Here is a 14,126-nt window from a genome sequence, read left to right as displayed (position 1 = left end):
CCGTAACCGGGGCGCTGCCCCGGACCCCGGGCGGCTGCGGTGCGCGGGCGCCCCGGTGTTCCTTGGGGTTTCGTTGCTGGGTGCGGGCCGGTGGCCGGTTGTGCCCACCCGTTCCTCCCCCAGCTACCGCTGGGAGGTGCCCCGTGGCGGAACGATTGCCCACAACCGGGCGGGGCCGAGCGCCCTGCTCCGCGCACCTCCTAGCCCCTCCGGCGTTTGAGGAGCGGGGGTGTGGGGGCGGAGCCCCCGCCCGGGGGCCGGGGCGGAGCCCCGGGTTCGGGAAGGGGCGGGGTGGGGGAAACAGGCCCACCGGCCCGCACCCGGCAACGAAACCCTCAGGGCGCTAACTGGTCGGCCAGCCAGACTGGGACGCCGCCCAGCAGGCGCACCAGGCGGGCCGCCTCGGCGCGCAGCCGAAGCGCCTCCGGCGGCTCCTCGACATCCGCCAAAGAGGCCAGCGCGGGCGCGATACCGACCAGATAGCCCAGCTCCTCACGGATCCGCAGCGACTCGGCGAAGCCACGCCGGGCCTCGGCGAGGTTGCCCTCCTCCTCGGCCATCCCGGCCAGATGGCGCCACGTGAACGAGCGCAGCAGCGCATCCCCGTGCGTGGCGGCCCCCGCGTGGGCACGCTGGAAGGCGGCCTGCGCGCCGGTGGGGTTGTGGGCGAGGTGCTGGGAGATCAGCCCGCGCCGGAAGTCCAGCAGCGGCCGAGTCGCCGACCCGGGCCCGAGCAGCGCGGCGGCCCGCCCAAGCGCGGTACGCGCCTCATCCGCGCGGTCCCGGTTCCCGAGCAGCGTGGAGGCGTACGCGAGATAGCCGCGCTCGCACGCGATGGCGCCGCGCTCGTTGTCGGTGAGCGCCAGGGCCTCGGCCGCCCGCAGCGCGTCCTCGGCCGCGTCCCAGCCACGGGACGTGTACATGCACCGCTCGATCAGGATGGCGCTGCGCTTGAGGGCCGCGGCCGCGTCGGCCGTGGCGTGCGGGGCGAGCAGCTCGGCGGCGTCCTTCCAGCACGCGCGCGAGCGCAGCCGCCATACCGCCGTGTCGAGCGGGTCGTCCGCCCGCCCGGTCCGCAGGCCGGGATCGGAGTTGGACGATCCAGGTGGTGACATGGCGGTGTCCGCCACATTGCCCTCCCCAAGCGCGCCATCGAGCCGGAAGCCGTTGCCGAATCTCAACACGGAAGCGCGCGCCCGGCCAAGAGGTTGGTGTGAATGAATTCACAAACCACCGTCGAGGGTGGTCGTGCGGCCATCCGTCCGTCAGCTCATCCGCAGGGCGAGGAAGAAGTCCAACTTGTCCTCCAGCCGAGCCAGATCGCGCCCGGTCAGCTGTTCGATCCGACCCACCCGGTAGCGCAGCGTGTTGACGTGGAGATGCAGCCGCGCCGCGCACCGCGTCCACGAGCCGTCGCACTCCAGAAAGGCTTCCAGGGTCGGGATCAGCTCGGCCCGGTGGCGGCGGTCGTACGCGCGCAGCGGGTCCAGCAGCCGGGCGGTGAAGGCGCGGCGTACGTCGTCCGGGACGAAGGGGAGCAGCAGGACGTGCGAGGCCAGCTCCTGGTGTCCGGCCGCGCTGACCCGGCCCGGCCGGGCGGCGGCCACCCGGCGGGCGTGCCGGGCCTCCTCCAGCGCGCCGCGCAGCGCCTCGGCGGAGTGCACGGGGGCGCTGACGCCCAGGGTCAGCCGGGCGCTGTCGCCCAGTCCCCGGGCGAGCGGTTCGCCGACGGCGGCGAGCAGGGCGTCCGCGTGCAGCCCGGCCCCGTCGTCCTCCCCCTCCGCCTCCGGAAGTGTGGTGACGGGCAGGGGGAGGAGCGCCACCGCCTCGTCCCCGGTGTGCGCGACGGCGATCCGGTCCGAGGGCCCGGCCCCGGCCCCGGCCGACCGGGGGTCCACCAGGATCTCTTCCAGCAGCGCCTGGGCGACCGGGCCGCCGTCCAGCTCGCCCTCAAGCCGCGCCACCACGACCTGCCAGTGCGGCACCGCGCCGCTGTCCAGCCCCGGCAGCAGCACCGGCGCCGCCACCCGCAGCCGGGCCGTGACCTCGCTGGTCGGCGCGCCCGTCTGGAGCAGCTCCAGCACCTCCTGGGCCAGCTGCCGCCGCACCGCACCGGCCGCGTCCCGCCGGTCGCGTTCGACCGCGATCAGCTGGGTGACCCCGTGCAGCAGGTCCAGCCGCTCGTCCGGCCACTCCCCGGCGTCCGCGGCGACCGCCAGCAGCCAGTCGGCGAGCGGGGTCGCGAGAGGGGGCGGGGTGTCGCCGCCGCTCGTACCGCCGCGGATGGGGAAGAGGGAGTACGCCACGCCGTTCGCGGCGGTCAGCCGGTGCGGGCCGTGGCGTCCGGCGCGCCGGGCGGCCAGGTGCTCACCGGCCAGCTGGGCGCGGACCGGCTGCGGCAGCTCGGCGGCCTCGGGACCGGTCGGCCCGGCGATCAGGCGGCCGGTGGGGGAGAGCACCCAGGCGGCCAGATCGAGGTCCGAGCCGAGCAGATCGAGCACCACCTCGGGCCCGCCGCCGGTCGCCCCCGGGGCCATCAGCCGCCGGTGCCGGTCCACCACGGCGGCCAGATCCCCGGCCCGCTCGCCGGAGACCTGACGTACGACATGCTCGGTGACCGTCGCGAACGCCACATCCTCGACCACGGAGAACAGCGGCAGCCGGTGCCGCGCGCAGGCCCGCACCAGATCCTCGGGTACGGAGCCCAGCTCCGCCTCGCCCGCCGCGAGCCCGGCCACCCCGGCGGCCACCAGGATCCGTACGAACCGCTCGGAGTCGTCCGGCTCGTGCCGCCACGCCAGCCCCGTCAGCACCAGCTCGCCGCCCGACAGATAGCGGCTCGGATCACGCAGATCGGTGGTCATCACGCCGCGTACGGTGCGGTCCAGCTCGTCCTCGCCGCCGAGCAGGCGCAGGCCCAGGGCATCGGTTTCCAGCAGTGCGCGCAGCCGCATGGTGGTGCCAGCCGATCTCGTTTGGGTCACTCGTGTTCGTTACCGGTCGAATACCGCGAGGTTTCCGCTCCCCGTTGTTCGTTCGAATCTACAAGACCGGCCCGCTGGCCAGCCAATTGCTTCATGCCTTCGGTGACTGCACTGGCGGACCGCACAGGGGTCTACTGGACTGGGAGCCGCGTGCACGAGTTCCTTCAGGACGGGTGAACTGGTGAGAAGAGAGGCCCATGGACTTCCTGCGCCCCGCCGACTGGCCGGAGGCGCTCGCCGCGAAGGCCGAGCACCCCGACGCCGTACCCATCGCGGGCGGCACCGATGTGATGGTTGAGCTGAACTTTGATCACCGGCGGCCCGAACGGCTGCTGGATCTGACCCGTATCGGCGAATTGGCCACGTGGCAGACCGGTGAGCGGACGGTCCGGCTCGGCGCCGGGGTTCCGTACACCCGGATCATCGACCGGCTGCGCCCCGAGCTGCCCGCCCTCGCGCTCGCCTCGCGCACCGTGGGCTCGCCGCAGATCCGCAATCGCGGCACGGTGGGCGGCAACCTCGGCGCCGCCTCGCCCGCCGGGGACGCGCATCCGGCGCTGCTGGCGGCCGGGGCCGAGGTGGAGGTGGCCTCGGTGCGCGGCACCCGGATGATCCCGGTCGAGGAGTTCTACACCGGGGTGAAGCGCAACGCGCTGGCGCCGGACGAGCTGATCAGGGCCGTCCACATCGAGAAGGCCGACGGACCGCAGCAGTTCTCCAAGGTCGGCACGCGCAACGCCATGGTCATCGCGGTGTGCGCGTTCGCCCTCGCGCTGCATCCGCGCACCCGCACCGTACGGACCGGCATCGGCTCGGCCGCGCCCACACCGGTCCGGGCCCGGGCTGCGGAGGACTTCCTGACCGCGGCGCTCGCCGAGGGCGCCTGCTGGGACAGCGGCGAAACGATTCGGCCCGCGGTCGCCCGGGAGTTCGCCCAGCTGTGCGCGGCCGCGTGCGACCCCATCGACGACGTACGCGGCAGCGCCGCCTACCGCCGCCACGCGGTGACGGTCATGGCGCGCCGCACGCTCGGCTGGACCTGGCAGGCGTACCGCGAGGGTGAAGGGAGGGCCGCGGCATGCGCGTGAACATGACCGTCAACGGACGGCCGCAGCAGGCCGACGACGTCTGGGAGGGCGAGTCGCTGCTGTACGTACTGCGGGAACGGATGGGCCTTCCGGGCTCGAAGAACGCCTGTGAGCAGGGCGAATGCGGATCGTGCACGGTCCGGCTCGACGGTGTGCCGGTGTGCGCGTGCCTGGTGGCCGCCGGGCAGGCCGAGGGGCGCGAGGTGGTGACCGTCGAGGGGCTTCCCGAGTACGCGGCGGCCCGTACAGGCGGCGGGACCGCGCTGGCCCCCGTCCAGCAGGCGTTCATCGACGCGGGCGCCGTCCAGTGCGGCTTCTGCACCCCGGGCCTGCTGGTCGCCGCCGACGAGCTGCTGGAACGGCACCCCGACCCGTCCGACGCCGACATCCGCGAGGCGCTGTCCGGCAACCTCTGCCGCTGCACCGGCTACGAGAAGATCCTCGACGCGGTGCGCCTCGCCGCCGTCCGCACGTCGGCCTCCACCGCTGCGGCAGGGGAGGCGAGCTGATCATGCGACCCGACCGCGCCCCCACCAGGATCACCCAGTCCCATCTGACCGAGAGCCGGGGCAAGGGCCACATCGGCGAATCCACCCTCCGCCCCGACGGCACGCTCAAGGTGACCGGCGAGTTCGCGTACTCCTCCGACCTGTGGCACGAGGACATGCTGTGGGGCTTCACTCTGCGCAGCCCCCACGCCCACGCCGAGATCCGCTCCATCGACATCAGCGGGGCGCTGGCCCTGCCCGGCGTCCACGCCGTCATGACGTACGACGACCTCCCGGCCGCCACCCACTACGGGCTGGAGGTCCACGATCAGCCCGTCCTCGCCAAGGACCGGGTCCGCTACCACGGCGAGGCCGTCGCGATCGTCGCCGCCGACCACCCCGAGACCGCCCGCCGCGCCGCCGCCCGGATCGCGGTCGAGTACGCCGAGCTGCCGCTCGTGGTCGACGAGGCCACCGCCACCGCGCCCGGCGCGCCGCTGCTCCACCCCGCCCGCACCGACCGCCACGCCGCCCACGCCCCGCACCCCAACATCGTCCACCGCCAGCCCGTGCGGCGCGGCGACGTCGCCGCCGCCAGGGCCCGCGCCGATGTCGTCGTACGCCGCGACTACGAGGTCGGCATGCAGGACCAGGCCTTCCTGGGCCCGGAATCCGGGCTCGCGGTGCCCGCCGAGGACGGCGGCGTCGACCTCTACATCGCCACCCAGTGGCTGCACGTGGACCGCGACCAGCTCGCCCCGGTGCTGGGCCTGCCGCCCGACAAGGTGCGGCTGACGCTCTCCGGGGTGGGCGGGGCGTTCGGGGCGCGCGAGGACCTGTCCATGCAGGCGCACGCCAGTCTGCTGGCGCTCCGTACCGGCAAGCCCGTGAAGATCGTTTACAACCGGTACGAGTCGTTTTTCGGCCATGTCCACCGGCACCCCGCCAAGCTCACCTACGAGCACGGCGCCACCCGTGACGGTCAGCTGCTCTACGTCCAGTGCCGCATCGTGCTGGACGGCGGAGCGTATGCCTCCTCCTCCCCGGCGGTCGTCGGCAACGCCGCCTCCCTGGCGATCGGCCCCTACGTCGTCGAGCACGTGGACGTCGAAGCGCTCGCCCTCTACTCGAACAACCCGCCGTGCGGCGCGATGCGGGGCTTCGGCGCGGTGCAGGCCTGCTTCGCGTACGAGGCCCAGATGGACGCCGTGGCCCACGAACTCGGCCTGCACCCCGTCGAGTTCCGGCGGCGCAACGCCATGGCGCAGGGCGCCGTCATGCCCACAGGACAGGTCGTGGACTCCCCGGCCCCGGTCGCCGAGATCCTGCGCCGGGTCCGCGACCTCCCGCTGCCGCCCGAGCGCGCCTGGCAGACGGCGGACGGGGACGTCGACGTCCGCGCCCTGCCCGGCGGGCTGTCCAACACCACCCACGGCGAGAGCGTGGTGCGGGGCGTCGGCTACGCGGTCGGCATCAAGAACGTCGGCTTCTCGGAGGGCTTCGACGACTACTCCACGGCCCGGGTGCGGCTTGAGGTCATCGGCGGCGAGCCCGTCGCCCTGGTCCACACCGCGATGGCCGAGGTCGGCCAGGGCGGCGTCACCGTCCACGCCCAGATCGCCCGTACCGAACTCGGCGTCAGCCAGGTCACCATCCACCCGGCCGACACCCGGGTCGGCTCCGCCGGGTCCACCTCAGCCTCCCGCCAGACGTACATGACCGGCGGCGCCATCAAGCACACCTGCGAGGCGGTACGGGACGAGGTCTTCCGCCGCTGCGGCCTGCCGGGTGGCACTGCCGGGCTGCTCCTGCGGGACGGCAAGGTGGTCACGGACACCGGAGAGGTCGTCGCCGATCTGACGGACCTTCTCGGCGACGACGCGATCGACATCGAGAGGGAATTCCGGCACCGCCCCACCGAGCCGTTCGACCTCACGACCGGTCAGGGCTTCGGCCACGTCCAGTACTCCTTCTGCGCCCATCGCGCGGTGGTGGAGGTCGACACCGAACTCGGCCTGGTCAAGGTCATCGAACTGGCGGCCGCCCAGGACGTCGGCAAGGCGCTCAACCCGCTGTCCGTCGTCGGCCAGATCCAGGGCGGCTCCACGCAGGGCCTCGGCCTCGCCGTGATGGAGGAGATCCTCGTCTCGGACGGCGCCCGGGTCCGCAACCCGTCCTTCACGGACTATCTGATCCCCACCATCCTCGACACCCCGACCATGCCGGTCGACATCCTGGAGCTGGCGGACCATCACGCCCCCTATGGGCTGCGCGGCGTCGGCGAGGCCCCGACTCTCTCCTCCACCCCGGCGGTCGTCGCGGCCATCCGCGCCGCGACGGGCCTGCGGCTGGGTCGGGTGCCGGTGCGGCCGGAGCACCTGACGGGCACGTGACGGGCACGTGACGGGGGCCCGTCTGTAGGGTCATCTGACGGAACGCCACCCCTGGGCGGGAATCCCGTTGCGCCACTCGGCGGACGCTCGCGTTGCCGGGTCCCGGTTTCTGAGTGAGCCTCAGAAACCGACCCATGCGCCCCGCCCCTTGGAGTACGCCCGTGCGAACGAGACGGAAAACCCTCGCCGTGTCGATGGCCGTTCTGGCCGCAACTGTCCTGCCCGTACTGAGTAGTTCAGCCGTCGGGGCTGCCGTACAGGAGCGCGCCGCCGCGCCCGTGCAGAGCAGCCGCCTCTACGTCCCCCCGGCCGACAGCGCCTCATACCGTCAGGTGACGCGGCTCGCCTGGCGGGGCGACTACCGCGCGGCCGCCGGGCTCCTCGCCATGGTGCGGACCCCGCAGGCGGTCTGGTACGGGGACGACACCCCGGCCGAGGTCGCGCGCCTGGTCCGGCAGACCACGAGCGACGCGGCGGGGCTCGGCAAGCTGCCGGTGCTGGCGCTCTACAACGTCCCGGGCCGCGACTGCGGCAGCTACTCGGCCGGGGGTGCGCGGACCACCGACGAGTACAAGGCGTGGATCGACGCCGTGGCGCAGGGCATCGGCGACCGCGAGGTGATGGTCGTCCTCGAACCGGACTCGCTGGCGCTGCTGCCGTCCGACTGCGGCGGGCAGGCGAGCGAGGACACCCCGGCCGAGGCCAAGCCCCTGACCCCGGCCCCGGCCGCGACCCAGACCCCGGCCGCGGGTACGGCCACCACAGCCCCCACGGTGACGACCCCCACCACCGCCCCGACCGCGAATCCGCAACCCGGCACCGTCGCCACCCCCGGCGCGGCCACCGCCGCCGGGACCCCGGCCCCGAAACCGGCCACCCCGACCCCCGTCCCCACCCCGGCGCCGTTCCTCCCCGCCGACCCCGCCGACCTCGACAAGGAACCCGAGGTCACACCGCAGCCGACCACCGAGACCACAGCCGAGACCACAGCCGAGACGGCGGCAGAGACGGAAGCAGCGGCCGAAGCAACGACGGAAGCAACGACGGAGGCGGCGACCGACGAGGACGCGCAGACCGTCGCCCGCTACACCGAGATCAAGTACGCCGTCGACACCCTCATGGCGCTCGCCAACGCCAAGGTCTACCTCGACGCGGGCCACGCCGACTGGCACGCCGTCAGCAGCATCGTCCCGCGCCTCGTCAAGGCCGGTATCGACGAGGCCACCGGCTTCGCCCTCAACGTCTCGCACTACCAGACGGACCAGGCCAGCACCCTGTACGGACGGCTCATCTCCGCGTGCCTGGCCTACGTCGCCGACGGCGGCGACCCCGGCACCTGCCCCGACCAGGGCTGGTCGCGGCGCCACCTCCGGGCCTGGCTGAGCGCCCATAAGCCGGACGACCCGTCGGCGATGAAGCACTTCGTCACCGACACCAGCCGCAACGGCCGCGGCCCCTGGACCCCGCCGAGGTACCGCCGCCACGCGGACGCCCAGTCCTGGTGCAACCCGCCCCGCCGAGGCCTCGGCGCCCGCCCGACCACCGCCACGGGCGACCCGCTGCACGACGCCGCCCTCTGGGTGAAGACGCCCGGACAGTCCGACGGCCGCTGCCTGCGCGGCACCTCCGGCCCCTCGGACCCGGTACGCGGGGTGGTGAACCCCGAGGCGGGCCAGTGGTTCCCCGACCAGGCCCTGGAACTCGTCCGCTTCGCCCGCCCCACGGTCACTCGTTAGCCTTCGCCTCCACCCACACCAGACGCGCGGAGATGTGCGGCGGTCGCCCAAACCGCCGCACCCCGCGCTCCGGGGGCGCGGTGCTCGGTCGGGGTGATGCCGCGGAGACGTTTGAAGGCGACGCTCAGCGCGAAGGTGTTGGCGTAGCCGACCTTCCGGGCGATCGAGCCGACCGTGGCATCCGTCTCGCGCAGCAGGTCGGCCGCCATGTCGACGCGCCACGTGGCGAGGTAGGTCATCGGCGGTTCGCCGACCTTTGCAGTGAAGCGGCGGGCGAGTGCGGCGCGGGACATTCCCGCCTTGGCCGCCAGGTTCGCCACGGTCCATGGGTGGGCCGGATCGTCGTGGAGCAGTCGCAGGGCGTGGCCCACCGCGGGGTCGTCCGTCGCGCGGTACCACGGTGGCGCGTGCGCCTCGGACTGGTCGAACCAGGTCCGCAACGTGGAGAGGAGCAGCAGGTCCAGCAACCGGTTGCGCATCACATGCTGTCCGGGCTTGCCCCCGACGGTCTCCTCGATCACCAGATCCCGCAGCGGGCGGTGACAGGTGGCCTCGGGAAGCACCAGCACTTCGGGGAGCGCGTGGAGCAGCCTTTCGCTGATCTCGCCCCGGCCGGTGTAGGCGCCGCTGAGCAGGAGGGCTGACCCGTCGGGGCCCTCGTCGGTGTCGCCGCTGTCGGCGTCACGACGGCAGTAGTCGGTGCTGTCGATCACGACCTGCGGGGGGATGGCCGGGTCATTCGCGATCGTGTACGGCGCCCGGCCGCGGATGATCGCGATGTCTCCGGTGGCGACCGGCACCGGTTCGCCCTCCGCGGGGACGATCCACGCCTGGCCGCGCAGCATCGTGGCCAGCGTCAGGGGCGAGCCGCTGGCGAACCGCAGGGACCACGGGCGGTTCATGACGGTCCGCTGGAACAGGGCACCCCGTGCCCGCACTCCGTCCAGCAGTTCGGAGAGTACATCCACGCCCTTACGGTAGACGCTCGGACATTGAAGTGAGCCTCCGAACCATGGATCGTCTCGCGAGAGCTGGCTTGACTGGCCTCATGACCAAGCACCCGATTCTGGTAACTGGCGGTACGGGCAAGTCCGGCGGCCGGGTCGTCTCCCTGCTGCGAGCACAAGGAGCCCCGGTCCGGGTGGCATCGCGCTCCGGCATGCCGCGCTTCGACTGGCTCGACCGCGCCACCTGGGACTCCGCGCTCGATGGAGTGAAGGCGGTGTACCTCGTGCCGATCGACGGCGAGCTTCTCACCCGCCCCTTTGTCGCGCGCGCCGTCGAGCTGGGCGTCGAGCGCGTCGTGCTGTTGTCGGGACGCGGTGTGGACGTGCCGGGCTACTCCGGCGAGGCCAACATCGCCGGCGCCACACACATGGACGGTGAGGACGCCGTGCGCGACAGCGGTATCGCCTGGACGATCCTGCGACCCGCCTGGTTCGCACAGAACTTCAGCGAGGGCATCTTCCTGGACACGATCCTCGCCGGTGAGCTGAGGCTGCCGGCCGGGGACGGCGCGGCCTCCTTCGTCGATGCCGAGGACATCGCCGCGGTCGCGGTCGCGGCCCTCACCGAGGACGGCCACGGCGGGCAGACCTACGAACTCTCCGGGCCCCGGGCCCTGACCATCGCCGAAGCCGTCGCCGAGATCTCCAAGGCGACCGGCCGCGACATCCGCTACGTTCCGCTGTCCCCCGAAGAGTTCGTCGCCGAACTCACAGGGCAGGGATGGCCGGTCGCCGAGGCGGAGGACTACGCGGAGGCGGTGGGCCCCATCCGGCGCGGGATGGACAGCCACCTCTCCCACGGAGTCCAGCGGGCCCTCGCCCGACAGCCGCGTGACTTCACCGACTACGTGAGCGCGGCTGTCGGGGCATGGCGCGGCGGCGCGGCGTGAGCATGGTGCCGCGCCGCCGCTGACAGACTCCGGTTCGTCACCCCGCCGGGTTGTGCCGTATCAGGGTGTCGACCAGGCCCGAGGTGGTGTTCGGGTAGTCCATCGGTACGATGCCGAGCCCCGTCCAGCCCTGGTTGCCCGCGTTCTCCAGCAGGGACTTGACCTGCGGGTTGAGGCGGTCCGCGTTGGAGCGGGGCGGGAGGAGGGCGGCGGTGCTGACGTAGTTGATGTAGAGCTTGCCGGGTTGGGCCACCGCCTTGCGGAAGTGTGCCTCGATCTTGGGGTACTTGCCGAACGGCTCCGCCATGTAGTCGTCCTGGATGTCGAACAGCCCCGCGTCGCCGTACCGCACGCCCGGCATGTTGCCGGAGTCCGCGAGCAGCACCACCCGGCCGCGGGCCTGACCCAGGGTCGGGAGGGTGGTGTCGAGGCGGAAGAGGGAGCGCCAGCCCTTGTCGTTGAGGTAGATGTCGAAGATCCGGCGGAACTCGGCGGCGCTCTCCTCCGAGTACTCCTGCTTGACGCGCATCAGCACGGTCTCGGACGGATGCGCGGAGAGGAAGGTGCGGCACGCGCCGAGAACGTCATCGAAGTTGAGGTTCTGGTAGAAGGCGCCGTGGTGGATCGGGAAGGCGTTGTCGAACGCGCGGCAGCGGATGTCCAGGAAGCGGATGCCGCTGCCCAGCTGGTCGGCGATGGTGGTGTTCTGGCACTCGGTCCACGGCCCGCCGAAGCGGGCACCGGAGTCGTGTGTTCCGGGAAGGGTCAGCCGCTGCACGGGCGTGCCGTCGGCGATGCCGGAAAGCCAGTCCGTAGCGGCCAGAGGCCGAGTCGGCGCAGCAGCGGCGACACCGCCTAACCCGGTGACCACCCCCGCCGTGGACAGCGCGGCCGCGCCCTTGAGAAACCCTCGCCGATCCATAGGCATACTCCCGTCGCTCACCCGTTCGTACCGTGCGCACGGCATCGAAGCACAGATGAGGAGCGGAGGGGAGTGGGGAAGTCCCTTGGGGCCTGGTGACAAAGGCGTTGTGGGGCGCTGCGTTCTTGTGAGCATGGGCAGGGTGGGGCCTTCGTACGGTCCTACCGTCCCAGCATGGACACGACTCGTAGCAGAGGATCGAAAGCGCTGCGCAGTGCCGCTACGGCGGTGCTGTTGGCGATGGGGATGCTGGTCACGGGGGTGCCGGACGCGCGGGGTGAAACGGAGGGGGCGCGGACCGAGACGGGCGTGGTGTCGGCCAGTGCGGTCCGGGGCGTGACCGAGACGGTGGTGCGGGTGAAGGTGCCGCTGCCCGCGTCGTTCGGGGCGCGGCCCGCGGCGTGCGACTGGCTCTCGTATCTGCGCTACCGGGCCGACGACGGGCCACAGGCCTCGGCCGACGCGGATCGGATCCTCGTCGCGCAGCCGGGGATCCTGGAGGGCGCCGGGGCGTTCGACAGCGTCGCCCGCAACACCGTGGCGCGCGCGGCGGAGCAGGGCCGCCACATCGAGTTCTGGGCGCTGGACCGGCGCTCCAACTGCCTGGAGGACCGCACCGGTATCGGCTCCGGCGATCAGCACGCGGCCGTCGACTACTACTACCGGGGGAAGGAGGTCGGTGGCCGCACCTTCGACGGGTACGTAGGGAACAGCCGGATGGGGTGGATGGCCAAGCTCGGCATCGAGCAGACCGTACGGGACGAATACGACCTGCTGGCCGCCGAGTTGCCCGACCAGCGGGTGCGGAAGCAGAAGGTGTTGTGCGGCGGGCACTCGCTCGGCGGCGTGATCACCGGCTATCTGGCGGCCGCCGACTTCGACGGCAACCCCGCCACCACCGCCGACGCCGGATACAACCAGTGCGCGGGCTACTTCGCCCTCGACACCACCGTGTCCACCTCGCTCGGCGATCTGAGCGGCAGCATCCCGGACGACACCAACCTGCCCGACATCGGACTCGGTTACGGCGTGGTGCAGGCCGGGCTCGACAGCGGGCTGCTGTCGCGGTCGCTGTCCGCGCCGGTCCTGCTGAACCCCGAGACGATGACCCTGCTGTCCATCGCCGGACTGGGCGCCGTACGGGATCCGGGCGGCGAGGCCGACCTGCCGAGCTATCTGCCCGCGAACGTCAACATCGAGGCCACGAACCGCTTCCTGTTCTCCAAGGACACCGCCACCTTCCTCACCGGAAAGCCCGCGGTGAAGGACTTCCGGCTCACGAATGAGGCCGTGCTCGGCGCGCTGATGGACGACCACTCCGTACCGCTGGCGTTCCTGCAGAGCAGCGTGGGCTTCTTCGACGGCGGGCCGGTCGTCGACAAGAGCTTCCCCGTGGCCAACGGTGGCGACGCGCGACCGGGGCTGTTCGGGGGCGAGTACAAGGCCATCCCGGACCGGCCTGGCGGGCCGCTCTACACATGGCGGAATTACGACCGCGTCGGCGACCCCGACGACCCCGGGTACCGGTCGGCTGACGGGACGCCGTTCACCGGGGCGGGCAAGGAGGTCACCGACATCCAGGAGCTGGCCCGCAGCCTGGCCGAGCAGCCGCTGGACTTCACGGAGCAGTACTTCCCGACGAAGCTGGTCACCGACCTTCAGCTGGCCACCTCGCCCCAGGTGAAACGGCTTGTCGTGCACCCGAAGGGGCTCACCGCCAACCCGACGCTCACCGTGCTCGCGGGCGACGGACTCCTGGCGGGCCGTATCCCGGCCGACCTGCACCCCGTGGTGGCCGACGGCTATCAGCACCTCGATGTGCTGACCGCAGCGCCGACGCAGAACAACGGCCGCCCCGAGCCCGTCTCCACGAACCTCGCGACGTTCGCGCGGACACCGGGCTAGCGAGAGAAGGGCCCGGGAGGAGATCCTCCCGGGCCCTTCTTGTATGTGTTCTACGGGGCTCAGACCTTGCCCGCGGCGAAGGTGGCCGCCGCGTCGGCGTTCGCGGTGTAGCCGAGGTGCGCTCCCACGTCGAGCCCGCCGCTCTGGCAGATGGGGTCGCCCTTGGCGCAGAAGTCGATGGTGCGGCTCTGGTACGTGCCGGTGACGCTCTTGCCGATGGCCCGGATCGGGTTGCCGAACAGCAGCACCGCGGCGACCTTGGGTTCGAGCGCGGCGGGAATGGTCGCCACGATCGGGCTGCCGACCACCGCGCCCGCGCTGCTGATGCCGATCGAGTTGTCGACGACGTTGGCGCCCTGCGAATACCCGACCAGCACGAAGCGCTGGTTCGGGCACGCCGCCGCCTGGCTCTTGACGTGGTTCACGACGTCGGCGTTGCCCTGCGCGGCCGAGGTGAGGGAAAGGTCGGCGGGGTAGTTCACCTTGTAGCTGGAGAGGGTTTTGCCGGTGATTTTCTTCTGCAGTGCGGAATACACCGGGTCGCCGACGATGAAGCCGAGGTTGCCCGGTTCGAAGGTGCCACGGGCCGCGACGACGTCGATGTCGGCGCAGGCGGCGGCCGTTGCGGCGGCCGTTGCGGCGGGGGCCGAGACGGTGACCAGTCCGGCCCCGCCGAGCAGCGAGAGCACGGCCAGGCCCAAGCGGATACGCAT

At 72.3% G+C, this 14,126-nt stretch carries 11 protein-coding genes; 6 read left to right on the top strand and 5 right to left on the bottom strand.

What is annotated here, in order from left to right; genetic code table 11:
* Window positions 1-335: 335 nt before the first annotated feature.
* A complete protein-coding gene (locus ACWC5C_RS18680) occupies window positions 336-1,115 on the bottom strand; it encodes a hypothetical protein (protein WP_450876967.1) in 780 nt (259 codons plus the stop codon).
* A gap of 150 nt (window positions 1,116-1,265) precedes the next feature.
* Window positions 1,266-2,954 carry a PucR family transcriptional regulator gene (locus tag ACWC5C_RS18675; RefSeq protein ID WP_450876965.1) on the bottom strand — a complete coding sequence of 563 codons (1,689 nt, stop codon included), beginning with the start codon at window positions 2,952-2,954 and terminating at the stop codon, window positions 1,266-1,268.
* Window positions 2,955-3,181: 227 nt separating this feature from the next.
* Between ACWC5C_RS18675 and ACWC5C_RS18670 the strand changes: the two genes are divergently transcribed.
* The 4 genes from ACWC5C_RS18670 (at window position 3,182) to ACWC5C_RS18655 (ending at window position 8,689) form a co-directional block, all read left to right on the top strand.
* Window positions 3,182-4,072: an FAD binding domain-containing protein gene (locus tag ACWC5C_RS18670; RefSeq protein WP_385444755.1), complete on the top strand. Its 891-nt coding sequence runs from the start codon at window positions 3,182-3,184 to the stop codon at window positions 4,070-4,072.
* A complete protein-coding gene (locus tag ACWC5C_RS18665) occupies window positions 4,063-4,581 on the top strand; it encodes a (2Fe-2S)-binding protein (protein ID WP_450876523.1) in 519 nt (172 codons plus the stop codon). Before ACWC5C_RS18670 ends, ACWC5C_RS18665 begins: the two co-directional genes overlap by 10 nt.
* A gap of 2 nt (window positions 4,582-4,583) precedes the next feature.
* Window positions 4,584-6,953: a xanthine dehydrogenase subunit D gene (pucD, locus tag ACWC5C_RS18660; RefSeq protein ID WP_450876521.1), complete on the top strand. Its 2,370-nt coding sequence runs from the start codon at window positions 4,584-4,586 to the stop codon at window positions 6,951-6,953.
* 161 nt (window positions 6,954-7,114) lie between these two features.
* Entirely contained in the window at window positions 7,115-8,689 is a 1,575-nt protein-coding gene (locus ACWC5C_RS18655; protein ID WP_450876519.1) for a glycoside hydrolase family 6 protein, read from the top strand.
* Here ACWC5C_RS18655 and ACWC5C_RS18650 read toward each other — a convergent pair.
* Entirely contained in the window at window positions 8,686-9,657 is a 972-nt protein-coding gene (locus tag ACWC5C_RS18650) for an AraC family transcriptional regulator (protein ID WP_450876517.1), read from the bottom strand. The two genes, ACWC5C_RS18655 and ACWC5C_RS18650, sit on opposite strands and share 4 nt — an antisense overlap.
* A gap of 80 nt (window positions 9,658-9,737) precedes the next feature.
* On the opposite strand from ACWC5C_RS18650, the gene ACWC5C_RS18645 reads away from it, so the two are divergent.
* A complete protein-coding gene (locus ACWC5C_RS18645) occupies window positions 9,738-10,586 on the top strand; it encodes an SDR family oxidoreductase (protein WP_450876515.1) in 849 nt (282 codons plus the stop codon).
* A gap of 37 nt (window positions 10,587-10,623) precedes the next feature.
* On the opposite strand, the gene ACWC5C_RS18640 is transcribed toward ACWC5C_RS18645, so the two are convergent.
* Window positions 10,624-11,508 (bottom strand): phosphatidylinositol-specific phospholipase C domain-containing protein, encoded by an 885-nt coding sequence (locus ACWC5C_RS18640; RefSeq protein ID WP_450876513.1) that lies wholly within the window; start codon window positions 11,506-11,508, stop codon window positions 10,624-10,626.
* A gap of 174 nt (window positions 11,509-11,682) precedes the next feature.
* Here ACWC5C_RS18640 and ACWC5C_RS18635 point away from each other — a divergent pair, with 174 nt between their 5' ends.
* Complete coding sequence (locus ACWC5C_RS18635; protein ID WP_450876511.1) at window positions 11,683-13,413, top strand: hypothetical protein; 1,731 nt, start codon at window positions 11,683-11,685, stop codon at window positions 13,411-13,413.
* A gap of 59 nt (window positions 13,414-13,472) precedes the next feature.
* Here ACWC5C_RS18635 and ACWC5C_RS18630 read toward each other — a convergent pair whose 3' ends face one another.
* The gene (locus ACWC5C_RS18630) at window positions 13,473-14,126 is read right to left on the bottom strand and encodes a cutinase family protein (RefSeq protein WP_450876509.1); all 654 of its coding nucleotides are present in this window, start codon (window positions 14,124-14,126) and stop codon (window positions 13,473-13,475) included.

It is taken from the genome of Streptomyces sp. NPDC001700 (assembly GCF_053596435.1).
The sequence above is the reverse complement of the archived record's forward strand: the minus strand, read 5'-3'. Positions and strand labels throughout refer to the sequence as shown.